The following is a 24,803-nucleotide window of genomic DNA, read 5'->3' as shown; positions in this document are numbered from 1 at the left end:
CGCTCCGGGGCGGGGCACCACGCCTCGGAGCGGCGCCGCGCCCAGCAGCCAAGGGAGATCATCCGTGATCGACTTCTACAAGTACCAGGCAGCAGGCAACGACTACGTCGTGATCGACCCCCGCCAGACCGACATCCCCGTGACCCGTGAGGCGATCCGGCTGATCTGCGACCGGCACCTGGGGATCGGGGCGGACGGTGTCCTCCACGGGCCGCTGGAGCCGCCGAGACCCGGCGTCCCGGTGGTGCTCGACCTGTACAACTCCGACGGTTCCGACTGCGGCCGGAGCGGCAACGGGCTGCGGATGTTCGCGCTCCACCTCGCCGGCCAGGAGCCGGCGGCCTGGGCCGACGGGCGGGAGTTCACGCTCCGTACCGGCGCCGGCGAGTCCTCGGCGCGGGTCGTCGACCTGGCCGCGGGCCGCGTGGCGGTCGGCATGGGGCGCCCCAGCTTCGACGCCGCCGATGTGCGGCTGCTCCAGGAGGACGGGACGACCCCGTTGGACGGCCGGGCGGTGGGCGTTCCGCTGACGGTGGACGGCGAGAAGCTGACCGTCAGCTGTGTCTACAACGGCAACCCGCACACGGTGGTGCCGGTGGACGAGCCGACGGCGGAGCTGGCGCGCCGGCTCGGTCCTGCCGTCGCCGGGCACGCACGGTTCCCGCAGCGCACGAACGTCCAGTTCATGCGGATGGTGAGCCGGTCGGTGATGGAGATCGAGGTCTACGAGCGGGGTGCCGGGTATGTGACGGCGTCGGGCGCCAGTGCCTGCGCCGCGGTCTCCGTGGCCCGCGAACTCGGGCTCTGCGAGGCCCGGGTGGAGGTCAGGATGCCCGGGGGCGCGGTGGAGATCACCGTCGCCGAGGACGGCCGGGTCACCTTGACCGGCGACGCCGAGCAGGTGGCCGCCGGCTCCTTCGCGCCCGCGCTGCGCGCACGGCTCGACCGGACGGCGCGGGAGACCGCGCCGGTGTCCCCGGGGGCCGCGCGATGACCGTCTCCCCGTCGCGCTCGCGCGACTACCCCATCCAGCGCTGGGTCTTCGAGGACGCCGCCGGGCGCTTCGACATCGACCTGGGCGACAGCAACATGGTTCCGGGGCGCCTCGACGCCCTCTCGGTGCCGCCCGGTCTGGAGCTGGACTACGGCCACGACCGGGGCGTCCGCCCGCTGCGTGAGGCGGTCGCCGGACTGTACGGCGGTGCGGCCGACCAGGTCCTGATCACGCAGGGCGCGCAGCAGGCGCTGTATCTGGTGTACGCGGCGCTGCTCGAACCGGGCTCGCGGGTGATCGCCTTCCGGCCGGGCTGGCAGCAGTCCTGGGACGTGCCGCCCGAGCTGGGGTCCACGGTCGACCTCGTGGGCTTCCGGCCGGATCTCAGCTTCGACGTCGAGGCCGCCGAGGCGGTGGCCGGGCCGGACGTGCGGCTGATCGTCGCCAACAGCCCGTGCAATCCGACCGGTCGGCGCATCGCGGAGAAGGACCTGCGCGCGCTGGTCGACCTGGCGGAGCGGACGGACGCCCACCTGCTCCTGGACGAGGAGTACGCGCTCGACCTCTCGTCCTCCGCGGCCGTGGGCTCGGACCGGGTGATCTCCGTGTCGAGCCTGTCGAAGGTGTACGGCTTCCCCGGCCTGCGGGTCGGCTGGCTGTACGGCCCGCAGGCCGTCGTGGAGCGCTGCGCCCGCCGCAAGTTCCTGTCCACCATCTCCAACTCGGTTCTGTGCGAGACGCTGGCCTGCGACGTCCTGGCGCACCGTTCGGACCACCTGCGCAACTACCACGAGCTCACCCGCCAAGGCCTTGACCTCGTACGGGAGTTCGCCCGCCGCAACGCGGACGCGGTGACGCTCGTGGAGCCGGAGGACACCCCGTTCGCCTGGCTCTGGCTCACCACCGGGGAGGAGCCGCTGACGATGTGCCGCCGCGCGCTCGACCTGGGCGTGCTGCTGATGCCCGGCGAGACGCTCGGCGCCAGTGACGGCTTCCGGATCTGCTTCGCGCGCTCGCCCGAGGCCGTGGCGGAGGGACTGAGCCGCGTGGAGCGGGTCCTCAGACCGCCTACTCCCCCGGCCGGCTCGACCCCGGCACCCGGACGCTGACCCGCCGGGGCCCCGGCCCCCAATCCTGGGAGCCGCCGCCCCGGCCCGTCAGGCACCACCTCAAGCAGCCCCAGCCAATGGCTCGGGCGCTCCCTTCCGCGCCACCCAGGACGATGCGCTGCCCGGGCGTCGGACCCGCGCCGCCCCGCCGCGCCCTGCCGTGCCGTAGCCCTCGCGCCCCACCCCTCGCTCCGCCCTGCCCTGCTTCGCCATGCCCCGAAATGGAGTTCTGTGACGATGAGCAACCACACCGCCGAGTCGCGTATCCAACTGTCCTTCGGACAGGAGCAGTTGTGGTTCCTGGACCAGATGAGCCCCGGGGAGACCACGTACAACGTCCCGATCGCCTACCGGCTGCGCGGCCCGCTCGACACGGCCGCCCTCGAAGGCGCGCTCAACCTCCTGGTGAAGCGGCACGAGCAGCTCCGGGTGACCTTCCACGCGGCGGACGGCGTGCCGTACCAGGTCGTCTCGCCGGCCGAGGACCGGCCGCTACCCCTCCGGGACCTCTCCGGTCTGGCGCCCGAGGAGGCCGAGGAGACCCTGCGCAAGGAGCTGCAGGTGGAGGCGGACACGCCGTTCGACCTGGCGGCGGGGCCGATCTCCCGGTTCCAGCTGTTCCGGCTCGCCGCCGACCACCACGTGCTCGGCCTCAGCTTCCACCACATCATCACCGACGGCTGGTCCGGCGGTGTGGTCAGCCGGGAGATCTCCCAGGCGTACGCGGACCTCGCCGCCGGCCGGGAGCCCTCGCTGCCCGAGCTGTCGATCGGCTACCACGACCACATCAAGCGCCAGCGCAAGCAGCGGGCCGACGGGGTCTGGGAGGAGGAGCTGAAGTTCTGGGAGGAGCGGCTGTCGGGCCTCGAAGCGCTCGAACTGCCCGCCGACCGGCTCCGCCCGGCCGAGCCCACCCAGAACGGCGAGACCTTCGTCGTCGACTTCCCGGCCGAACTCCTCGCCAAGGCCCGGACGTTGGCGCACGAGCAGGGCGCGTCGCTCTACATGGTGGTGGCCGCCGCGCTGAACGTCGTACTGAGCCGCTACAGCGGGCAGGACGACATCGCGCTCGGCGTGCCCATGCTCGGCCGCACCGACCCCGAACTCGAGGACGTCGTCGGCCTGTTCATCAACATGACCGTGCTGCGCTGCGACCTGTCCGGCGGGGTCACCTTCGCCGAGCTCCTGGAGCGCATCGCCGACGCCAACCTCGACATGTACGACAACCAGGACGTGCCGTTCGACCACGTCGTGGACCGGGTGCAGACGACCCGCGACGCGGGGCGCAACCCGCTCTTCCAGATCGCCTGCCAGCTCCTCGGCGAGGCGGCCACCGGTGACGCCCTTGAGCTGTCGGGCCTGACGTCCGAGTCGATCACCCTGGCGACCTCCCGCTCGCGCTTCGACCTCTCCTTCAGCTTCGTCGAGGGCGCCGAACGGCTGCGTCTGATCGTCGAGTTCGCCACCGACCTGTACGACCGCTGGCGCGTCGAGGCCATGATCGGCCACTTCCGGACCGTGCTCGACGCGGCCTCGGACGCCCCCGAGACCCCGGTCTCGGAGCTGCCGCTGCTCTCCGCGGAGGAGCGCCGCGAGCTGCTCGACGTGGGGCGCGGCGCGGACTTCGACTACCCGACGGAGCCGGTGCACGCGACGATCGCCCGGATCGCGAAGGAGAACCCGGAGCTGGTCGCGCTGGTCTGCCGGGGCGTGGAGATGACGTACGGCGAGCTGATGCGCCGGGCCGACAAGCTCGCCCGGTACATCCGGTCCCGGGGCGTGCGCCAGGAGGAGGTCGTCGCGATCGCGATGGACCGTGACCTGGACGCCCTGGTGGCGATCCTGGGTGTCATGGTGTCCGGCGCGGCGTACACGATCATCGACCCCTCGCACCCGAACGCCCGCCTGGACCACATGCTGCGGGACACCAAGAGCCCGCTGGTGATCACCCGGGAGGGCTCGCTCGGCGACCTGCCGGACTCCTGCGGCTGGGAGAGCGTCCGGATCGACGCCGACTGGGCGGCCATCGAGGCGCTGCCGGACGACGAGCCGCTGGAGGAGTGGGCCGAGCCGACCTCCCTCGTGTACATCCTCTACACCTCGGGCTCGACCGGGCGTCCGAAGGGCGTGATGATCGAGCAGCGCGGCCTGCGGATGTTCATCGAGGCGTACCGGCGCACCTTCGGCGAGTGGACGCACGAGGACCGGCTGCTGCAGCTGCCCGCGCTGACCTTCGACATGTCCCAGGGCGAGATCTTCGCCGGTCTGATCAGCGGCTCGGCCCTGGTCCTGGTGGCGCCGGAGGACGCCTCGTCCCCCGAGGCGCTCGGCGGTCTGATGCGCGACCAGCGGGTGACCTACGCGGGTCTGTCGCCGGCGATCCTCTCGGTCGTAGAGGCGGGTCCGTACCCGGATCTGAAGTACATCATGGGCGGCGCGGAGGCCCTGCCGGCCGAGCTGGTCAACAAGTGGAACCTGCCGGGCCGGAAGTTCGTGAACCTCTACGGCCCCACCGAGGCGTCGGTGGCGACGACCGAGTACCTCTGCGAGCACAAGGAGTGGCAGTCCTCGCCGCCCATCGGCCGGCCGGAGTTCAGCCGCCTGCACTACGTCGTCGACAAGGAGTTCAACCTGGTGCCGGTCGGTGTCCCGGGCGAGCTGCTGATCGGCGGTGACGAGGGTCTGGCGCGCGGCTACCTCAACCTGCCGGAGATGACGGACGAGAAGTTCGTGCCCGACCCGTTCCTCGGCGAGGGCCGGGTGTACCGCACCGGTGACCTGGTGCGCTGGACCCGCGATCTGCAGATCGACTTCATCGGGCGGCTCGACAACCAGGTGAAGCTGCGCGGGCTGCGGATCGAGCTCGGCGAGATCGAGTCCGGTCTGCTGACGCACCCCAAGGTCCGGATGGCCCTGGTCCTGCTGCGCGAGGACTACGGGGAGAAGCAGCTCGTCGCGTACTACACGGTCCTCGGCGACAGCGCGCCGACGGTGGCCGAGCTCCGTGAGCACCTGGGCCGCACCATGCCGGAGTACATGGTGCCGACGGCCTGGGTGGAGCTGACCGAGTTCCCGCTGACCGCGGCGCGCAAGATCGACCGGGCCAAGCTGCCCGCTCCGGTCTCCGGTTCGGGCGACGGTACGGCGAGCTTCGTCGCGCCGGTGACCGCGACCGAGGAGAAGGTGGCCGAGGTGTTCGGCGCCGTCCTCGCGGCGCAGCAGATCAGCGCCGAGGGCAACTTCTTCGAACTGGGCGGCAACTCGCTCCAGGCGATGCGGGTGGTGAGCCGGCTCAACAAGCACTTCGGGGTCAAGGTCAACGTCCGTCTGCTGTACGGCGGTGCCTCGGTCGCCACGGTCGCCGGTGCCATCGACGCGCTGGTGGAGGCCAAGGCGGGTTCGCGTGCCTGAGGCTCCAGGGGCGGCGCTCCCGCCCCCGCGACCGCCGGTGACGGGCGCCCTGCCCGGCTCCGCGCAGGATCTGCTGCTGCGCCAGGGGGCGGAGCTGCTCAGCGGCTCCGACCCCGAGCTGGCCCTCCTCCTCGACCGCGAGGTGGAGGAGCAGGCCATGACCCTGGCGATGGTGGCCTCGGCCAGCGCCGCGAACCCGGCCGTGCTGGCCACGGGCGGGGCCGCCCTGTCGAACGTGACGGCGGAGGGCTACCCGGGGGCCCGCTACCACCCGGGCGCGGCGCGGTTCGACGGCGTGGAGCGGCTGGCGGTGTCGCGGGCCCGGCAGGCCTTCGGCGCGCAGTACGCCAATGTGCAGCCGCACTCGTGCTCCTCGGCCAACCAGGCCGTCCTGGCGGCGCTGCTGCCGCCGGGCGGCGCCCTGCTCGCCCTCGACCTGGACTCCGGCGGCCACCTCACGCACGGTTCGGCCGCCTCGGTGACCGGTCACCACTACCGGGCCGTGCACTACGGCCTGGACTACAAGGGGTTCATCGACTACGAGCAGGTGGCCGAGCTGGCCCTGGCCCACCGACCCCAGGTGCTCATCGCGGGGGCCAGCGCCTATCCGCGGACCCTGGACTTCGCCCGGTTCCGGGCGATCGCGGACTCCGTCGGGGCGTACCTGGTGGCCGACATCTCGCACATCGCGGGCCTGGTGGCGGCCGGGGAGCACCCCAGCCCCATCGACCTGGCGCACGTCACCACGACCAGCACCTACAAGCAGCTGGGCGGGCCGCGCGGCGGGCTGATCCTGATCGGCGCGGAGCACCGTACGGCGGGTCCTGACGCCCGCCGTACCCCGCTCGCCCGGCTGATGCAGCGGGCGGTCTTCCCGCAGTCGCAGGGCACGCCGAGCCCGGCCGGGATCGCGGCCAAGGCGCACGCGCTCAAGCTCGTCACCGAGCCGGCGTTCCGGGAGACGATGCGGCTCGTCCGGGACGACGCGGCGGCGCTCGCCGACGCCCTGGACGAGTTCGGCTACCGGGTCCTGACCGGCGGCACGGAGAACCACATGGTGCTGCTCGACATCTTCGACCGGGGCGTCACCGGGGTGGTCGCGGAACGTGCCCTGGAGGAGTGCGGGATCCTCACCAACCGCAACCGCATCCCCAAGGACACCAAGGCCCCGCTGGTCGCCAGCGGGCTGCGGCTCGGCACGAACGTGCTGGCGCAGCGGGGCATGGGGCCCGACGAGATGCGGACCTGCGCCCGGCTGCTGCACGAGGTGCTCGGCGCCACGACCGTGCTGAGCGACACCGAGTTCCAGACGGACCCCGAGGTCCGGGACCGGGTCAAGGCCGAGGTGGCCGCCCTGTGCCGCACCCACCCCCTGCCCTTCGGCGCCGGGCTCCCCCCGGCCGGCGCCGCCGACCGCGAGCCAGGTGAGAGGTCTTGAGCCGGAACCCCGCCCCCGTGACGTCCCCTGCGACGTCCCCCGAGTCGTCCGAAGACGCGACGACTCCCGTACCGGCGCCCTCCGCGGCGCCCGTACGGGCCCCGGCGCCGCCCGCGCTGCTCCCGGCCGACCGGCCGCGCATGCCCGGAGCCACTCCGGAACGCACCGCCTCCGCCCGGGTGCGGCTCGGTCCCTCGGCCCGTACCGCTCCGGAGGAGGTGCTCCTCGCCGGCTTCACGGCGCTGGTGCACCGCTGGAGCGGCCAGTCCGCCTTCGGCCTCGTCGTCCGCACGCCCGGTGCCGGTCCGGTCCGCCTGGAGCGGACGGTCAGCGGTACGGAGACGCTGGCCGGGCTGGCGGCCGCCGACCAGGCCGACGTCCTGGCCGCCGACCGGCGAGATTCGGCCGAACGGATGCCGGGCCAGGACGAGTTCGAGCTCGTGCTGCACGCACCCGAAACGGCCGAGGTCGGCTCGCCCGGCGCGGAGCTGCGCTACGCCCCCGAGCTCTTCGACCGGGAGACCGTGCTCCGCGTCCTCGCCTCCTACGTCACGCTCCTGGAGGACGGGCTGAACGACCCGGACCGGCCGGTGGCGCGGCTGCGGCTGCTGCCGGACGAGGAACTGCGCCGGATGCTCGTCGACTGGAACGACACGGCGACGGAGCTGCCGTACGAGGTGTGCCTGCACGCCGCGTTCGAGGAGCGCGCCGCCGGGGCGCCCGACGCCCTCGCCCTGATCGGGCCGGAGCGGACGTGGACGTACCGCGAGGTGAACGAGGCGGCGAACCGGCTCGCCCACCACCTGCGGACGCTCGGTGTCGGCCCGGACGGGCGGGTCGGCATCTGTCTGGACCGCTCCGCCGAGTTCCTCGTCGCCGTCCTGGGCGTGCTCAAGGCGGGCGGGGCCTACGTGCCGCTCGACCCCGACTACCCGCGGCAGCGCCTCGCCACCATGGTGGCCGGCACGTCCTGCGCGGTGGTCGTCAGCCGTACCGGACCGGCCGACAGCCTCCCGTCTCCGGACGACGGCGACGGCGGACCGGGCACGCCCGTGCTGCTCCTCGACCGGGACGCGGCGCTCCTCGCCGCGTACCCGGCGCACAACCCCGAGGGCGGGGCGACGCCCGACGATCTCGCGTACATCATCCACACCTCGGGTTCCACCGGCGCGCCGAAGCCGATCGCGCTGCGCCACCGCGGGGTGATGAACAACATCGCGGACCTCAACTCCCGCTTCGGCGTGGGTCCCGGCGACCGGGTCCTCGCCCTCTCCTCGCCGAGCTTCGACATGTCGGTGTACGAGTTCCTCGGCCTGACCACGGCGGGCGGCGCGGTCGTCCTGACCGAGCCGGAACGCGCCAAGGACCCCGAGCACTGGGCCGAGTTGCTCGCGGCCCACCGGGTCACCGTCTGGAACTCGGCGCCCGCGCTCCTGGACATGGTCGTCGAGCACCTCGAATCGACCGGCGCGGCGGCCCTCCCCGATCTGCGGCTCGCGCTGCTCGGCGGCGACTGGATCCCCGTGTCGCTGCCGGACCGGTCCCGGGCGGTGGCCCCCGCGCTGCGCTTCGTCGCGCTGGGCGGGGCCACCGAGGCCTCGATCCACTCGACGATCTACGAGGTCGTGAAGACCGACGCGCGCTGGACGAGCATCCCGTACGGGCGCCCGATGGCGAACCAGCGTACGTACATCCTCGACGAGGATCTTCAGCCCGTGCCGCCCGGTGTGCCCGGGGAGCTCCATCTGGCGGGCATCGGGCTCGCCCGGGAGTACCTCGGCCGGCCGGAACAGACGGCGGAGCGGTTCTTCACCTGGTCCCACGGCGAGGTGGCGGACGAGCGGCTCTACCGCACGGGCGATGTGGCCCGTCACGGTCCCGACGGTCTGATCGAGCTCCTCGGCCGGGCGGACTTCCAGGTGAAGCTGCGCGGCCTGCGGATCGAACTGGGCGAGATCGAGGCGGTGTTCCGCGCCCACGATGCCGTCCGGGAGGCGGTCGTCACCGCGCATCCCGACGGCGCGGGCGACCGGCGGCTCGTCGCCTACCTCGTCCCCGAGGCGGGCCGGACCGTGGACCTGGCGGAGGTCGCCGAGCACGCGTCCCGGTCGCTGCCCGGGTTCATGGTGCCGAGCACCGTCCTCGTCCTGGCCGAGCTGCCCCTGACGCCCAACGGCAAGGTCGACCGCAAGGCCCTGCCCGAACCGCCCGAGCCGGTCGGCGAGCCGCCGGCCCAGTACACCGCGCCGGCCACGGAGACCGAGCGGACGGTGGCCGAGATCTTCGCGAACGTCCTCGGCACCTCCCGGATCGGCGCGGACAGCGGCTTCTTCGCCGTCGGCGGCAACTCACTTCAGGCCATGCGGGCCGTCACCCGCTTGAACAAGCACTTCGGGATCCGGGTGAATGTCCGTCTGCTGTACGGCGGTACGACCGTCAGCGGTATCGCCGCCGTCATCGACGAGCGGCTCTCACCCCCTTCGAACGGAGCGTAGGCACCGTGACAGCACCCGCAGGCGGCAGCCTCGTCCCGCTCAGGGACGAGGGCGACCTGACCCCGCTCCACTGCGTCCATCCGGTCTCCGGTTCGCCCTACTGCTACTCGGCGATGGCGCACCGACTCCCCACCGGACGCCCGGTGTTCGGCTTCGAGGCCCCGGGCTTCGACGGCTCCTCCGAGCCGGCGCAGTCGATCACGGAGCTGGCCGAGCTGCACACGGCCTCGCTCCTGGCGGACCGTCCGCACGGCCCGTACCAGCTGCTCGGCTGGTCGCTCGGCGGGGTCGTCGCGTACGAGATGGCACGGCTCCTCGTCGCCCGCGGCGAGGAGGTCCCGCTGCTCGTCGTCGTCGACGCGGCGCTGCCCGGCACGCAGAAGGTGCTCCCCGACGACGCGTTGGCCCGCCACTTCCTGTACGACTTCCTCGGCGTGACCCCGGAGCGGGCTCCCGGGATCGACAAGGCGCTGGTGGGCATGGCGCCGGGCGCGGAACCGGCCGAGATCTTCGCGGCGGCGGAGCAACACGGCGCCGTGCCCGAGGAGTTCGACGCGGAGTTCCTGCTGGAGCGGTACGCCCTGTTCCGTACCGGTGTCCTGGCCCTGCGCCGCCACCGGTTCGACACGGTCCACGCGGGCTCCGCGATCCTGATCAAGGCCGAGGAGTCGGTGGACGGGCTCCTGGACTGGGATCCGTACGTCGAGCGGCTCACGGTGCACACCGCGCCGGGCGACCACCACTCCGTGTGGCAGGGCCCGGGGCTCGACGCCATCACCGGCATCGTCGACGCCGCCCTACGAGAGGCGACTCCCGCATGACGGAGCACGGCACGTCCACCGCTTCGGCCTCCCCGGCCGAGGCGGAGGACCCCCCGCGGTCGCTCTGGCGCGACAGGGACTTCATGGTGTTCTGGGCGGGCGAGGCCCTCTCCCTGTACGGCACCCAGATCACCCATCTCGCGCTTCCCCTGACGGCCGTCCTGGTCTTCGAGGTGGGCGCCGGAGAGCTGGGCATGCTCCGCTTCGCCCAGCTGGTGCCCTTCCTCGGGCTCGCCCTGCTCTTCGGGGTGTGGGTGGACCGGCGGCGGAAGCGGCCGGTGATGCTGGGCGCCAACCTGGTGCGGATGGTGCTCATCGGCCTGGTCCCCGTCCTGTACGAGCTGGACCTGCTGACGCTGCCGGCGCTGTACGCGCTGGCGTTCGGGATCGGGATCGCGACGGTCCTCTTCGACGTGAGCTGGATGTCGTACGTCCCGGTGCTCGTGAAGGACCGGCGCAGCCTGCTCGAGGCCAACACCAAGCTGAACGCCACCTATTCGTCGGCGGACATCGCCGGTCCCGGTCTGGCGGGCACGCTGGTGAGCGGGTTCTCGGCGCCGTTCGCGATGACCGCCAACGCCTTCTCGTACGCCCTGTCGGTGGTGTCGCTGCTCCTCATCAGGACGCCCGAGCCGGCCCCGGAGGTCCCGGAGGAGAAGCGGCGGCTGCGCACCGAGCTCGCCGAGGGGCTGCGCTGGGTGTTCGGCAACCGCTGGCTGCGGGCGATGGGTCTTGTCGGCTGCGCCTGCAACTTCCTGCTCACGATGGTGCAGTCGCTGTTCCTGCTGTACGCGGTGCGCGACCAGGATCTGTCGGCCGCCGCGGTCGGTTTCGTGATGGGCGCGGCGGCCGTGGGCGGTCTGCTGGGCGCGCTGGTGTCGGGCACGGTGGTGCGCCGGCTCTCGGTGGGCACCGCCTACCGGCTCTCGGTCTCGATCATCTTCCTCGGGCCGCTGCTCATCCCTGCGGCGGGCGGTCCGCGCTGGCTGCTCGTGGGCCTGTTCGTGGCCTCCTTCTTCATCGAGTACGTGGGCGCGAGCGTCTCGAACGTGCTCATCGTGAGCCTGCGTCAGACCATCACCCCGCAGCACCTGATGGGACGGATGACGGCCGCGATGCGGATGCTGCTGTACGGCGGCGGGGCGCTGGGCGGACCTGTCGGCGGTCTCCTCGCGGCGCTCGCGGGGCTGCACGGCGCACTGTGGATCGCGGGCCTGATGTCGGTCGCGATGCTGGTCCCGATCTTCCTGTCCCCGGTCGGCCGGCTCCGCGAGATGCCGACCGGTCCCGAGGACGCCTCGCTCACCGCGCGGTGAGGTCGGTGGGCCGCGTCGCGGGGTCGTCCCACTGCCGGAACGCGGCCCTGCGCAGCACGGCGGCCCGGCGCAGGACGACCGCGTACGCCTCGCCCGGGTCCGCGGGCGACGAGGGCTCGGGGGCGGCGTCGGGGTACGGGGCGGTCGCCCGTGGCGGGTCCGGGTGCGGGGGCGGGTCGCCCAGGCGGGCCAGGGCCGCCCGCCGGCTCAGCATGGGCTCGCGCTCGGCGCACTCCGCCGCGTAGATCCCGAGGAGGTCGTGCAGCCGGAACAGGGGTCCGTGCTCCTCCAGGAAGTGGTGGGCGGCCAGCACGTCGAGGAGGCGCCGGGCGGTGGTGTGGTCGGTGTCCGCGAGCCGCGCGGCGACGGGGACGGTGATCGGCCCGTCCTTGCGCAGGCCCAGGAAGCGGAACATCCGGGCCGCCTCCGACGGCAGCGCCTGGTACGAGGTCTCGAAGGCGTCGCGGACGCTGGCGAGGGCGTCGTCGCCGACGGTGAGCCGGTCGAGCCGGCCGCTCTCCGTCGTGTACTGCTCCACCAGCGTCCCGAGGGGTACGCCGGGGTTGGCGAGGAGCCCCTCGGCGGTGATGCGCAGGGCCAGCGGCAGTCCGCCGCAGAGGGCCGCGAGCCGCCGGGCGGCCTCCGGGTGGGCCGAGAGCCGTCCGCCGGAGAGGGTGGTGAGCAGCTGGGCCGCCTCGTCGACGGCCAGCGGGCGTACGGTGAGCGTGCGCGCCCCGTCCCGTGCGGCGAGCCCGGCGAAGCGCTGCCGGCTGGTGGCCACGACGCAGGACGCGCCGCGGGGTAACAGCGGTCGCAGCTGGTCCACGCTGAGGGCGTCGTCGAGGACGACGAGCATCTTCCGGCCGTACAGCAGGCTGCGGAAGAGCGTGGCGCGGCCGGCGGGGTCGCGCGGGATCCGGTTGCTGTCGGCGCCGAGGCTGGTGAGCAGGTGCAGCAGCGCGTCCGAGGCGCTCAGCGGCCGGCCGCGGAGCCCGTTGCCGCAGAGGTCCACATAGAGCTGGCCGTCCGGGAAGCGGTGGGCGAGCCGGTGGGCCAGTTCGAGTACGAGAGCCGACTTGCCGACTCCGGCGGGGCCGTCGACGACGATGACCGGGGTGCTGCGCTGGGCGGGCTCGTCGTCGAGGAGGCTCTCCAGGTGGGCGAGTTCGGTGTCGCGTCCGGTGAAGCCGCGTGCCACGGGCGGAAGTTGGGCCGGTACGGGTAAGGCGGTGGCGCCGAGTCCCGGTCGGCCGCCGGGGGTGATGCTCCCGACGGGGAGCCGTAACTCCCGCTGGCCCGCGAGGATCCAGCGATGCAGGTCCTGCAGTTCGGCGCCGGGCTCGATGCCGAGTTCGCGGCGGAGCAGCTGCCGGGTCTCGGTGTACACGGCGAGGGCGTGGGCCTGGCGGCCCGCGTGGTAGAGCGCCAGCATCAGGAGCAGCCGGACCTTCTCGCGCAGCGGCTCCTCGACGGCCGCGCGCGACAGGGTGTCGACCGCCTCGGCGCACCCACCGGTCGCCAGCATGACAGAGGCCCACTCCTCGACGGCGGTCAGCCGGAGGTCCCGCAGCCGGACGCCCTCGGTGGCGGCGAACGGTCCGGGCACCCCGGCGTACGCCTCGCCCCGCCAGAGCGCGAGGGCGTCCTCGTAGAGCCGTAACGTCGTCTCCGCGCTGCCGCCCTCGCGGGATCTGCGGGCGTGGCCGTGGCGCTCGACGAAGAGGGTGGCGTCCACGTCGGCCGGGTCGAGCCGCAGGCAGTAGCCGCCGGGTTCGGAGGACAGCACCGTGCTGGCGACCCTGCTGCCGCGCCCCGGTTCGAGGGCCCGACGTAATCGGGCGACGTAGGTGTGGACGCCGTTGGCCGCGGTCTGCGGGGTCTCGCTGCCCCACAGGGCGCTGGTGATGGCCTCCCCGCTCACCACCTCGCCCGCCCGGCTGGCGAGCAGGCTCAGGACCGCGCGCTGTTTCGGCGAGCCGAGCGCGACCTCCTCACCTTGCCGCCAGGCGCGTATCGGTCCAAGGAGCTGGATGCGAAGAGTTGCCCCCGTGCAGGTCATGATCCCGTTCACCCCTCAGGGTCGCGTGCTGTTCATGCCGGTCCCCGGTGGTGGCCGTTCGGGCCCCGGGCTTCGCGAAGGCGGCGAGTTGCGCCACGCGTTCGCGCGTTCATGAAGAGCCGGTGCGTCCGCCCATGGCGGGCCCGGCGTGCGGGCGGAAGGCCCGCCGAAGGCTCAGGCCGCGCCCGAGTGGCTCCGGCGCGGGGCCTGCCCGCCGCTGCGGTGACAACACGAAGAAGCAGCCGCACACCCGGGGAGGTACCGGGCCGTCCCGCACGCGGACCGGTGGTGGCGGTCGCATTCGCGGTTCCTGTGAGTCTCGCAAGGCGTCACTGGCGGCATGGCCGCGAATCTAATCCGGTCACCTGAGCGACACCAGGCCCTTCAGGGAGCATCGGGCATGCTCCGAAAGGCGTACGGCGACACTCCCGGCGCACTGGCGTTCCGTCGCCCCACCCGTTCAGACGACACGGCGGAACGCCAACTCCGCGAAGGGGGTCGGCCGTTGCACTGCGGGGCGGCGCGGCTCGGGCTGTTTGGCCTTCGCCGGATCGATCAGGCGGGCCTCCACGGCCTTGTTGACCGCCCCGATGCGCGAGGCCACGCCGAGTTTCTCGAAGATGTTCCTCAGGTGCCGCTTCACGGTCGCCTCCGTGATGCCCAGTTCGTTCGCGATCTGACGGTTGCTCAGCGCGCCGGCGACATGGGTGAGGACCTCGCGCTCGCGCGGCGAGAGGGAGGACCCGGCCGGGCTGAAGGCGGCGCTGGGCGTGGCGCTGCAGGGGAGCACGATCATGACCTGCGGGTCGTGGGCCGTGACGCCCCTGATGGCGGAGAGCAGTGAGGCGCGCGGGGCGCTCTTGTGGAGATAGCCGTGGGCGCCGCGGGCGAGCAGCTCCTGCACGAGCGGGAGGTGGTCGTGCATCGACAGCATCAGCACCCGCAGCCGCGGGAAGCGGGCTGTCAACTCGCTGACCACGGTGGGCGCGTGGTGCCGGGGCATCTCGACGTCGAGCAGCACGACGTGCGCTCCGGTGGACGCCACCAGGTCGGCGAGACCGACGGACGTGTCGGCCTCGGCGACGACGCGCAGGTCGTCCTCCGCGTCGAGCAGCTGACAGAGGGCGTCGCGCAGGAGCGAGTGGTCGTCGACCGCGACGATGCGGATCGGCTCGCCCGTCCGCGGGATCCGCTGGTCATCTGGCGTCCGCATGCCACTCCTCACCCATCGGCACCGAGAACGCGAGGGTCGTGCCGAGTCCTGGGGCGCTCCGGATCTCCATGCCGCCGCCGAGCAGGCGGATCCTTTCCGCCACGGAGGCGAGGCCGTTGCCGAACTCCCGCTCCGGCGGGAGACCGACTCCGTCGTCGCTGACGGAGGCCCGTAATCGGCGTACGCCCGTGTCCAGTTCCTGGTCGCCTCGCACCTCGACGGTGACGCGGGAGGCGTGGGCGTGCGCCAGTGCGTTGCGCAGCCCTTCGCGCAGGACCAGGAAGAGCTGTTCGCCGACGGTGTCGGGCAGCGGGTCGTCGACGTCCTCGACCCGGATCTCGACCACGGGCCGGTCGATCGCCATGGCGGTGACGAAGGCGGAGAGCGCCACGCCCAGGGAGCCGGCGGAGTGCGCTCCCGTGCGCAGTTCGGTCACGATGTCCCGAGCGCTCTGCATCGTCTCCAGGATCGCCTGCTTGAGGGCCTCGAGCCGAGGGTCCGTCACCGACGAGACGTTCTGGGTGAGTTCGTAGAGTTCCAGCTGGCGCAGCGCCAGGCCGGCCGCGCTGCCGACGCGGTCGTGGATCTCCCTCGCCATCGCGTCGCGGCTCGCCCGCGTGGAGTCCCGTACGACGTCGAGCAGGTGAAGATCGTCTCCGTCCGCGGCGTCCTCCAGCTCGTGGGCGACGGCCGCCTGGACCCGCGCGAGGAACCGCGTCCGGTCGGCCGGATCGCCGGGCGGCTCGGGCTTCGTCCGCTCCAGGAACTCCGCGACGAGCTGGACCAGCAGGGCCCCCGCCCGTACGGCGTGGAGGGGTACCGTCCCCCGCGCGAGCCGCGCCCCGGCCGCGTGTGGCGCGGGCTCCTCCTTGCCGGGGCCGGGCGGCGCGGTCGCGCTCACGGGTTCCGCGGTCGCGCCCCCCGACGCGTCGCGGCATTCCGACAGTATTCTGCGCGCCTGGTCACGGCAGGATTCCCAGGATTCCGCATGGGTTCCCAGCGGATTGCGTTGATCGATGAGTCTGCTGCGATAGGCGTCGAGCAACTCGGGCTCGCAGGCGATTAATTCCGCGGCCAGCCCCGCGTCCTCGACACACGGGGCCTGCCCTGACATTCCCCGCGCCGTCGTGTCGGACAACGCCTCCCCCCTCCCCTTTACCCGTCCCCCTCCACCGCTCCCCCGTCCCCAGACGGTGCAAAACGGAGAGAAATACCGGAGATCGTCATGATCATGCCGTACCACCTAAAGGACGTCAAGTGTCCCGCTTGCGGAATCCACGCTTCCCGACCCCATTGACCGGACGCAAATCCGGCGAAAGAGTTCGGACGGCCACGAACGTCCGGCATATCCACTTCCCGCCGGTGCCAAGGGGCGCCGAACAAGAACCGAGGGAGGGGCGAACGCCCGCCGAACAGCGCGACGGGAGCCCCGCGACCGGGCGGAAGATCGCCCACCCCTCCGGTTCTTGGTTTACCGCTGAACGGCATTTTCCGGCCGAGCCGGGGGAACATCCGCGAGCCGGCTCGCGCCACGCCGGAAGGCCTGTATAGAGAGACCGCCCACCCGGGAGACAGAGGCGACTTCCCCTTTGAGCCAAATCCCCCGGGCGCCGGTCCGTCATGCCTTGTGTCGCCGCATTCCCGCGCCATAGGGTCACCGCGGCCTCGAATTCGATTGCCGGGTCGCCGACCCGCCCGCGCCAACTCCTTCCCGAAAGCCGGTGGATTGTGTCGCAGCTCGCCGCTCTGAGTCGCCGTACCAAAGTCCCCGTCCGCACCTTGCGGTCGTATCAGGACCTGGATCTCCTGCCGAGCGTTCCGGAATACGATGAATCGCATGTGCGCAGGGTTGCACTGGTAAAGGCTCTCCTGAATGTCGGCGGACTTTCCCATGCCGAGGTGCGCCGGCTCGTCCGCCATGTGGAGGAGGACCGACCACCGGCGAACGAACTCCTCCGCCTCACCCAGCACGCCTTGCCGACCCCCGGCTCCCCGTCGCCCGACCAGGAGTGGGAATGGGCTCAGGCCCGGGTGTCCGGCCTGATCAGGGGCTGGGGCTGGCAGGTGGGCCCGGACAACCCGGCCTGGCAGACGCTCTGTCAGGTGGCCATCGCCTGCAAGTCGCTCGATCACCAGGACATTCCGCGGCTGTTTCCCGCGTATGCCGAGAACCTGGAGCGGATTGCCCGCCTTGAGATGCAAATCCTCAGCGAACAGGAGGACCCGGAAAGCGCCGTGACACGGCTCGTGACGGTCACCGCGTTGGGCGACGTCGCCCTCTCCGCGATGCGCCGACTCGCCCACGAGCATTTCCTGTCCTCGGCCGCGAGCGGGGCGGAGCACGCGGCGCCTCGCGCGGACTGACCGGGCGGACCGCGACACCGCCGACCGCCCCACCCTCGCCCGACACCTCACGCACACCACAGCGGACGCGGAGCCTCCGCCACCCATCCTCCACATATTGTCTACAACTGTGCTCGAATTGCCGTGAGTTGTGGCACATCTGTTCACAGAACCCCCCAGAGATCGCTAACTTCCCCTCAACCTCGTTCGCATCGGGAAGGACCTCTGTGAACGCATCACCTCGCAGAGCCGTGGCCACCCTGGCCGCAGCTGCTCTCGCGACCCCGCTCCTGCTGGTCTCCGCCTCCCCCGCCTCCTCGCAGCAGGACAGGCCGGGCAAGGACGCCGCCAAGCTCGCCCAGGCGCTCGTCCGGGAGGCGTCCGCGCAGGACGCCTTACGGCACCTGGAGAAGTTTCAGGCCATCGCCGACTCCGCCGGCGGTCACCGCGTGGCCGGCTCGCTCGGCCACGACGCCTCTGCCGCCTACGTCTACACGCAGCTGAAGAAGGCCGGGTACAACGTCTCGTACCAGCGCTTTGACTTCGTCTACACGCAGACGCTCGCCGAGAAGCTCTCCGCCGTCACCCCGGCGCCGTACGACATCGAGATCAAGGCCCTGACGTACACGAAGTCGACGCCGGTCGGCGGGGTACGGGCCGATGTGGCCGCCGTCCCGGTCGACGCCGACGGCACCACGGGCTGCGAGCCCGGCGACTACGCGAGCGGCGCCTACGCCGGGAAGATCGCCCTGATCAAGCGCGGTGGCTGCGCCTTCGCCGTCAAGCAGCAGCAGGCCGCCGCGGCGGGCGCGATCGGCGCCCTCATCTACAACAACATCGACGCCGGGTACGGCCCGCTCTCGGGCACCCTCGGCGACCCGGCCGCCGCCAAGATCCCCACCGGCGGGATCAGCAAGGCCGCGGGCGAGAAGCTGGCCGCGGACCTCGCCCAGGGGCCCGTGAACCTCTCCTTCGAGATCCGGCAGCTCCAGGAGAAGCGTTCCACCAACAACGTCATCGCCGAGACCAAGGGCGGGAACGCGGCCGAAACGGTGATGCTCGGCGCCTCCCTCGACTCGGTCCTCGCGGGCCCCGGCATCAACGACAACGGCTCCGGCTCGGCCGGCCTGCTCGACGTCGCCCTGAAGCTGGCCAAGAAGGAGAAGAGCCCCCGCAACAAGGTGCGGTTCGCCTGGTGGTCGGCGGCCGAGAGCGGCCTGGTCGGCTCGCACCACTACGTCGCGAACCTCACGCCGCTCGACAAGCGGGAGATCAAGCTCTACCTCAACTTCGAGCTGATCGCCTCGACCAACCACGGCCTGTTCGTCTACGACGGCGACAACTCCGACGGCGCCAACGGGCAGTCCGCACCGGCCGGTTCGGACCTGCTGGAGCGGGACATCACCGCGTTCCTCGGCAAGCGGGGCCTGCCGCACGCGGGCACGCCGTTCGTCGCCCGCTTCGACTACGGCCCGTTCGTCGACGCGGGCATACCCTCCGGCGGCACGTTCGCGGGCGCGGAGGCGCTCAAGACGGCCGCCGAGGCGGAGAAGTTCGGCGGTACGGCGGGGGCCATGTTCGACCCGAACTACCACGGGGCAGGCGACACGGTAAGGAACATCAGCCTGACCGCGTTCGACACGCACATCGACGTCATCGCCAACGCGGTCGGCACGTACGCGCACGACCTCAGCTCCCTGCGGCAGCCGGCGGGCGCCGCCCGCGCGGACAGCGGCGCGGCAGCGGCGGCCCCGCGCGAGGGGCGCCCCTACGGCGTGACCGAGTAGGAGTCCGGCGCTCGTCCGCCGCCCCGGTGCCGGGCCCGTCGCGCATGACGGGCCCGGCGCCGGGGAACGGGCTTCCCCGGGTTCCCCTGCGCCCCAGGTTCCCCCGGCGCCCCGGGGTCCCGATGAGGACCCCACCGCACGGAGAACGGCACCGCACCAGCCCCCCTCGCCCGCCCGACAGAAAGCCGAGGCCATGGCCATCGACGTCACCGCACTCCGAGCCCACTTCCCCTCCCTCGACGGCAGCCTCGCCTTCTTCGACGGTCCGGGCGGCACGCAGACCCCCCGCCCCGTCGCCGAGGCCATCGCCGAGACGCTGACCGGACCCCTGTCCAACCGCGGAAAGATCAGCCCGTCCGAGCTCAACGCCGAGCGCTCCGTCTCGGAGTTCCGCGACGCCTACGCCGATCTGCTGAACATGCCCGCGGACAGCATCGTCCACGGGCGCAGCGCCACCCAGCTCACGTACGACTTCGCCCGCCTGCTGGCGCGGGGCTGGGGCGCGGGCGACGAGATCGTCGTCAGCCGCCTCGACCACGACTGCAACGTCCGCCCCTGGGTGCAGGCGGCCGAGCGCGCGGGAGCGACGGTCCGCTGGATCGAGATCGAGCCGGAGACCGCCGAACTCGACCTGGAGTCGTACGAGCGCGTCCTCTCACCCCGTACGAAGCTGGTGGCCGTCACGGCGGCCTCGAACGTCCTGGGCACCAAGCCCCCGTTGCGCCGGATCGCGGACCGGGCCCACGAGGTCGGCGCGCTGCTGTACGTGGACGGCGTGCACTACGCGGCGCACCACCTCGTGGACGTACCGGCGTTGGGGGCGGACCTGTTCGTCTGCTCGCCGTACAAGTTCCTCGGCCCGCACTGCGCCGTCCTCACCGGAACGCCCGAGCTGCTGGAGACCCTCCGCCCCGACAAGCTCCTGCCCTCCCCGGACACGGTCCCGGAGCGCTTCGAGTTCGGCACGCTCCCCTACGAGATCCTCGCGGGCGCGCGGGCGGCGGTGGACTTCCTCGCGGCGGTGGACCCGGGCGCGGAGAGCTCGCGCCGGGGCCGGCTCGCCTCGTCCCTGGCCTCCCTCCACGCGCACGAACTGTCCCTGCGTACGCGCCTCGAGGAGGGGATACGCGGCCTCGGCGACGCCGTGACCCTGCACTCGAACGCCCAGGACCGCACCCCGACGCTCCTGATGACCCTCGAAGGCCGCGACCCCCGCGAGGCGCAGATCCACCTGGCCGCCCGCTCCATCCTGGCCACGGCGGGCCAGTTCTACGCGTACGAGCCCTTCACCGCCCTGAAGCTGGAGGGCCCGGCCCTCCGGGTGGGCCTCGCCCCCTACAACACCGCCGACGAGGTGGACCGGCTGCTCGAAGGCCTCGCCGACTTCCTCCGCGCCTAGGCCTTGACGCCGCCCGCCCGCACCAGCTGTGCGGAGAGGTGGTGCTGCAGAGGCTGACCGACCGCCGCGAGGTCGTGGGTGAAGTCGAGGGTGTCCTCGGCGGTCAGGGTGTAGCGGCGGCGGGTGGCGCGCACCTCCTTGGCCGTGGGGGTGAGCGCCACCTGGTGGCTGCTGAGCTCGACCAGGCCGGCGTCGGCGCCGCCGACCAGGATCTCCGCGATGCCGGTGGGCTGGGTGATCAGCGCCTCCACCCGGCCCTCCGGCTGGATCCGCCACCAGCCGGTCTCCCGGGCCGACGGCCGCAGCGGGTTGCCGTCGGCGTCGAGGAGCCAGGCGCGCGCCTCGAACTGGAGGAAGGGCCGCCCGTCATGACGGAAGGTCACCTCCTGCGCGTACGCGAACTCCTCTTCCAGCGTCGGGTATCCACCCCGGCCCCGGCCGACCCAGGTCCCGAGCAGCCCGAGCACAGGAGCGAGCAGCGGGTGGGGTGCGGGGGAGGCCTCCGGGTGGAGCGCGTCGGGGAACGGGGGCTGCTGGGCGGGGTCGTGCATGATGTGCGCTCCTGGGATGCGTCCGGTACCGGATGGCAGCTTAGGGGGACGCGTCGGCCGCCTCGGCATAGGCTTCGCTCGGCATACGAGTTCCAGGGGACGGGGGAGCATGAAGGCGGGAACGACGGTGCGCTGGGGTTCGACCCTCGATTCGGTCGTGGTGTACGCGCAGGGGGCGCTCTGCCTGCGTCTGGCGCGGGGCACCGTGCCGGCGGACGGGCGGGTGCTCGTGACGGGACTGCCCCGTTCGATCGACCCGGGTTCGCTGCGGGCCCGCGTCCTGGGCGCGCCCGGGGTGCGGGTCACCGAGGCGCGGGTGGAGGTCGGGGCCGAGCCGGTCGGCGCGGGAATCCCCGACGAGTTGCGGCGCGAGGCCGAGCGGCTGCGGGAGGCGTACACGGAGGCCGAGGCGCGCCGGGACCGGCAGCTGGGCCTGATCGCGGAGGTCGCGGCGCTCCGTCCGGTTCCGCCCGGCCGCAAGCGCGACGACCCGCAGCACCGCCGGACCCCCGTCGACGCGTGGCTGGCGCTCGCCGACTTCGTCGACGAGCGCCTCGCGGGACTGCACGCCCGCCTCGCCGAGCTTGAGCAGGAGGTGCGCGAGGTCGAGCACGCCCTCGAAGTCGCCTCCGCCCGGGAGGCCCGAGCCTCCTCGGACACCCCGCAGGCGCACGTGGAGACCACGGTCGGCGCGCTTCTGACGCTCGACGGCACCGCCGGGGGCGAGGTCGAGGTGGAGGTGGAGTACGGCGTGCCGGGCGCGGTCTGGGTGCCGACGTACCGGCTCACGCACCGTCAGGGGGACGGCAGCGGCCGCCTGGTGCTGCGCGCCTCGGTCGCCCAGCGGACCGGCGAGGACTGGACGGGCGTACGGCTCGCCCTGGCCACGGCCGATCTGCGGCGCCGCACCGATCTGCCGCGGCTCCGGTCGGTCCGGATCGGGCGGCGTCAGGCCGCCCCCGCGCCGTCCGGCTGGCGCGAGCCGCCCGCCGGGCTCGCGGAGCTGTTCTCCGGCTTCGACGCGGCGGGCCCTTCGCCGGATTCGGGCGCGGCCGCCGCGGCGGCCGGAGGCACGGCCCGTGCCGTGGCCGGGGGCATGGCCGTGTCCGCCCCCGTCCCGCCACCGCCGCCCGCCCCGCAGGGCTTCGGCGCCCCGGCAGGTGGTCTTCCGGTGCCCGGCGCCGCGTACGGCGCGCCGATGCCGGCCATGATGCCCGCACCGTCGCAGCCGTCCGGGCCGCAACCGCCCGGCGGCCGGCCGGCCGCCAAGGCACGTAGCCGGGGCCGTGCCCAGTCCGACATGGACGACATGGACGGCATGGCGCGCGCGGAGGGCGCCGCCCCGCCGCCGCTCCCGACCGGGCCGCCGCAGCCGAGCGGGGCCGAGCTCGACTACGCCGCGCTCGTCCTGAGCGGGCCCGAGGAGCCGGGCGTTCGCCGGGGCCGACTGTTCCCCGACACCGCCTTCGACCCGGTGGCGGTCGAGCACCGCCGCCGTGCCGAGACGGTGGCCGCGCTCCCGCTGCCCGGCCACGCCGTGCGGCCCCGCGTGTCGGCGGGCTCCTTCGACCACCGGTTCGACGCGGCCGCCCGCGCCGACATCCCGTCGGACGGCACCTGGCACACCGTCACCGTCGGGGAGATCCCGGTCGGCCTGCGGACCGAGTACCTCAGCGTGCCGTCCGTGGAGCCGACCGTGTACGCGACGCTCGTGCTCTCCAACGCCACCGACCAGGCCCTCCTGGCCGGTCCTGTCGAGGTCACCGTCGACGACGACTTCCTGCTGACCACGGCGCTGCCGACGCTGGCTCCCGGCGGTGTCCGCCGGGTCGGGCTCGGCCCCGCCGAGGGCATCCGGGTCACCCGCCGCACCCAGCTGCGCGAGTCGACGGCGGGCCTGCGCAACACCACCACGGTGCTCGACACCCGCGTCCACGTGGAGCTGGCCAACGCGCTCGCGCGGCCCGTCACCGTCGAGGTCCGCGAGCGCGTCCCGGTCACCGCGGAACCGGACGTCCGGATCGAGGAACGGGCCGACTGGACGAGCCCCGAGGCGGACACCGGGCCCGACCGCCACGCACCGGGCACGCGCGTGTGGCGCCTCGATCTGCCCGCCGGGGCCACCGCCGCCCTCGAAGGCGGCTACGAGATCCGCATCCCGACCGGCAAGGCCCTGGTCGGCGGAAACCGCAGGAGCTGACGCACCCATGTCCACCACCCCGACGCCCTCGGCTCCGAAGTCCCCGACCCCCGAGTCGGTAGCCCCTGGTTCGACAGCCCCGGAGTCGACGGCCCCCGAGGCCTCGGCCCCGGAGTCGATCGCTCTCCCCGTCACCGCCGTCACCTGCCTCGAAGACCGCGCCCACGTCGAACGCGCCACCGTCCTCGACCTGACCGCCGGGGTCCACCGCCTGCGTCTCGGACCGATCGGGGCGCTCGCCGTCGACCGGACCCTGCACGCCGAGCTGACGGCCGATCACCGGGCGACCGCCCTCGACGTACGGATGGTCCGCGCCTGGAACCCGCGCGGGCCGCAGCCGCCCACCGACGAGGACTCGCCGCTGCGCCGGCGCGCGCACGCCCTCGAAGAGGAGCGGGTCGGCCTGGAGCGCCGCCGCGACCGGCTCCGTACCCGCCTCGAACTGCTCGGCACTCTCGCCGGCGGCCTGCTCCGGGAGATCGGCGAGGGCGCCGGCTTCGGGGAGGCCGAACGGACGCGCTGGGCCCGCGAACTGGACCGGGTGGACGCCGACCGCGAGACGTCCGGCGAGGAACTCCGCACCGTCGACGTCCGGTTGAAGGCGCTCACCGCCGAACTCGGCGATGTCGCACGGGCGATGGACCTCGCCGAGGAGGATCCCGCCGAGCTGGTCGGCCATGTCGAGCTGACCCTGGAGACCGAGGCGGCGGGGCCGGTCGCCCTGAGTCTCAGCCACCTCACCCCGTGCGCGCTGTGGCGGCCCGCGTACCGTGCCGTGCTCGACGGTGACGCGCTCACCCTGGAGACCGACGCGATCGTCTGGCAGCGCACCGGGGAGGACTGGTCGGACGTACGCCTCACCCTGTCGACGGCCCGCTCCGCCCTGGCCACCGACCCGCCGCGGCTGCGTGAGGACCGGCTGACCCTCAAGGACCGCTCGGCGGCGGAACGCCGCGCCGTCGACGTCGAGCTGCGCGAGGAGGAGATCGGGACGCTCGGCCCGGCCCCCGTGCTCGGCCTGCCGGGAGTGGACGACGGCGGCGAGACACGGGTGCTCCGTGCCCCGGCGCCGGTCTCGGTTCCCGGGGACGGCCGCGCCCACCGGGTGCCGCTCTCCTCCTTCAGCGCGGCCCCGCGCAGCGAGTACGCCTGCTCTCCGGAGCTTTCGCCGCTGGTCACGCAGGTGGTGCGGTTCGACAACGGCTCCGGGCACGCTCTGCTCGCCGGGCCGGTGGACCTGGTCCGGGCGGGCGGTTTCATCGGGCGCGGCACGCTCGACTTCACCGCCCCGGGCGCCCCCGTCGAGCTGGCCTTCGGCAGCCGGGACGACCACCGGGTGGTCCGGGAGACCGAGGAGTCCCGCGACACGACCGGGCTCACCCAGCGGACGGTGGTCACCCGCACGGTCCGGCTGCACCTGTCCCGGTTCTCCGCCCCCGGCGAGCAGGGCGAGCGGGTGGTCGTCCTGCGGGAGCGGATCCCGGTCTCCGAGGTGTCGGCGGTGGAGGTACGCCTCCACAAGGACGCCTGCTCCCCGGCCCCGGACACGGTCGACGCCGACGGCATCGCCCGCTGGGACGTCCCCCTCGCCCCCGGCGGCCGGCGCACGGTGACCCTGGTCTACGACCTCTCGGCGAGCGCGAAGGTCACGGGCCTCTGAGCGGAGG

The 24,803-nt window shown here is 73.0% G+C and carries 16 protein-coding genes; 12 read left to right on the top strand and 4 right to left on the bottom strand.

What is annotated here, in order from left to right; all coding sequences use genetic code 11:
* Positions 1-64: 64 nt before the first annotated feature.
* The 7 genes from dapF (at position 65) to AB0F56_RS17500 (ending at position 11,584) form a co-directional block, all read left to right on the top strand.
* Complete coding sequence (gene dapF / locus AB0F56_RS17530) at positions 65-994, top strand: diaminopimelate epimerase (RefSeq protein ID WP_362010019.1); 930 nt, start codon at positions 65-67, stop codon at positions 992-994.
* Positions 991-2,103: an aminotransferase class I/II-fold pyridoxal phosphate-dependent enzyme gene (locus tag AB0F56_RS17525; RefSeq protein WP_362010016.1), complete on the top strand. Its 1,113-nt coding sequence runs from the start codon at positions 991-993 to the stop codon at positions 2,101-2,103. Before dapF ends, AB0F56_RS17525 begins: the two co-directional genes overlap by 4 nt.
* A 237-nt stretch (positions 2,104-2,340) precedes the next feature.
* Positions 2,341-5,514 carry an amino acid adenylation domain-containing protein gene (locus AB0F56_RS17520; protein WP_362010014.1) on the top strand — a complete coding sequence of 1,058 codons (3,174 nt, stop codon included), beginning with the start codon at positions 2,341-2,343 and terminating at the stop codon, positions 5,512-5,514.
* On the top strand, positions 5,507-6,952 hold the full coding sequence (locus tag AB0F56_RS17515; protein ID WP_362010011.1) for a serine hydroxymethyltransferase: 1,446 nt from the start codon (positions 5,507-5,509) through the stop codon (positions 6,950-6,952). Before AB0F56_RS17520 ends, AB0F56_RS17515 begins: the two co-directional genes overlap by 8 nt.
* Positions 6,953-6,969: 17 nt before the next feature.
* Positions 6,970-9,447: an amino acid adenylation domain-containing protein gene (locus AB0F56_RS17510; RefSeq protein WP_362010008.1), complete on the top strand. Its 2,478-nt coding sequence runs from the start codon at positions 6,970-6,972 to the stop codon at positions 9,445-9,447.
* A 5-nt stretch (positions 9,448-9,452) separates the two neighbouring features.
* Positions 9,453-10,268: an alpha/beta fold hydrolase gene (locus AB0F56_RS17505; protein ID WP_362010005.1), complete on the top strand. Its 816-nt coding sequence runs from the start codon at positions 9,453-9,455 to the stop codon at positions 10,266-10,268.
* Positions 10,265-11,584, top strand: a complete 1,320-nt coding sequence (locus tag AB0F56_RS17500; RefSeq protein ID WP_362010002.1) for an MFS transporter — start codon at positions 10,265-10,267, stop codon at positions 11,582-11,584. Before AB0F56_RS17505 ends, AB0F56_RS17500 begins: the two co-directional genes overlap by 4 nt.
* Here the strand turns inward: AB0F56_RS17500 and AB0F56_RS17495 are convergent.
* The 3 genes from AB0F56_RS17495 to AB0F56_RS17485 form a co-directional block, all read right to left on the bottom strand.
* Positions 11,571-13,643: a BTAD domain-containing putative transcriptional regulator gene (locus AB0F56_RS17495; RefSeq protein WP_362010000.1), complete on the bottom strand. Its 2,073-nt coding sequence runs from the start codon at positions 13,641-13,643 to the stop codon at positions 11,571-11,573. The genes AB0F56_RS17500 and AB0F56_RS17495 overlap by 14 nt on opposite strands.
* A 460-nt stretch (positions 13,644-14,103) precedes the next feature.
* A complete protein-coding gene (locus tag AB0F56_RS17490; protein ID WP_362009997.1) occupies positions 14,104-14,856 on the bottom strand; it encodes a response regulator transcription factor in 753 nt (250 codons plus the stop codon).
* Positions 14,840-15,757 (bottom strand): ATP-binding protein, encoded by a 918-nt coding sequence (locus tag AB0F56_RS17485; protein WP_362009995.1) that lies wholly within the window; start codon positions 15,755-15,757, stop codon positions 14,840-14,842. Before AB0F56_RS17485 ends, AB0F56_RS17490 begins: the two co-directional genes overlap by 17 nt.
* Positions 15,758-16,476: 719 nt before the next feature.
* Here AB0F56_RS17485 and AB0F56_RS17480 point away from each other — a divergent pair.
* The 3 genes from AB0F56_RS17480 to AB0F56_RS17470 all read left to right on the top strand — a co-directional run bounded on the left by AB0F56_RS17480 (position 16,477) and on the right by AB0F56_RS17470 (position 20,385).
* Positions 16,477-17,220: a MerR family transcriptional regulator gene (locus AB0F56_RS17480; RefSeq protein ID WP_362009992.1), complete on the top strand. Its 744-nt coding sequence runs from the start codon at positions 16,477-16,479 to the stop codon at positions 17,218-17,220.
* Between the two features lie 206 nt (positions 17,221-17,426).
* On the top strand, positions 17,427-18,986 hold the full coding sequence (locus AB0F56_RS17475) for a M28 family peptidase (RefSeq protein ID WP_362009989.1): 1,560 nt from the start codon (positions 17,427-17,429) through the stop codon (positions 18,984-18,986).
* A gap of 193 nt (positions 18,987-19,179) precedes the next feature.
* On the top strand, positions 19,180-20,385 hold the full coding sequence (locus tag AB0F56_RS17470) for a cysteine desulfurase-like protein (RefSeq protein ID WP_362009987.1): 1,206 nt from the start codon (positions 19,180-19,182) through the stop codon (positions 20,383-20,385).
* On the opposite strand, the gene AB0F56_RS17465 is transcribed toward AB0F56_RS17470, so the two are convergent.
* Positions 20,382-20,936 (bottom strand): FABP family protein, encoded by a 555-nt coding sequence (locus AB0F56_RS17465; RefSeq protein ID WP_362009985.1) that lies wholly within the window; start codon positions 20,934-20,936, stop codon positions 20,382-20,384. The genes AB0F56_RS17470 and AB0F56_RS17465 overlap by 4 nt on opposite strands.
* A gap of 109 nt (positions 20,937-21,045) precedes the next feature.
* Between AB0F56_RS17465 and AB0F56_RS17460 the strand changes: the two genes are divergently transcribed.
* On the top strand, positions 21,046-23,136 hold the full coding sequence (locus AB0F56_RS17460; RefSeq protein WP_362009982.1) for a DUF4139 domain-containing protein: 2,091 nt from the start codon (positions 21,046-21,048) through the stop codon (positions 23,134-23,136).
* Positions 23,137-23,143: 7 nt separating this feature from the next.
* Positions 23,144-24,796, top strand: coding sequence for a DUF4139 domain-containing protein (locus AB0F56_RS17455; RefSeq protein WP_362009979.1), 1,653 nt, complete (start codon positions 23,144-23,146; stop codon positions 24,794-24,796).
* Positions 24,797-24,803: the final 7 nt, after the last annotated feature.

Source organism: Streptomyces sp. NPDC026092, from assembly GCF_040638605.1.
Taxonomy (GTDB): domain Bacteria; phylum Actinomycetota; class Actinomycetes; order Streptomycetales; family Streptomycetaceae; genus Streptomyces.
The sequence above is the reverse complement of the archived record's forward strand: the minus strand, read 5'-3'. Positions and strand labels throughout refer to the sequence as shown.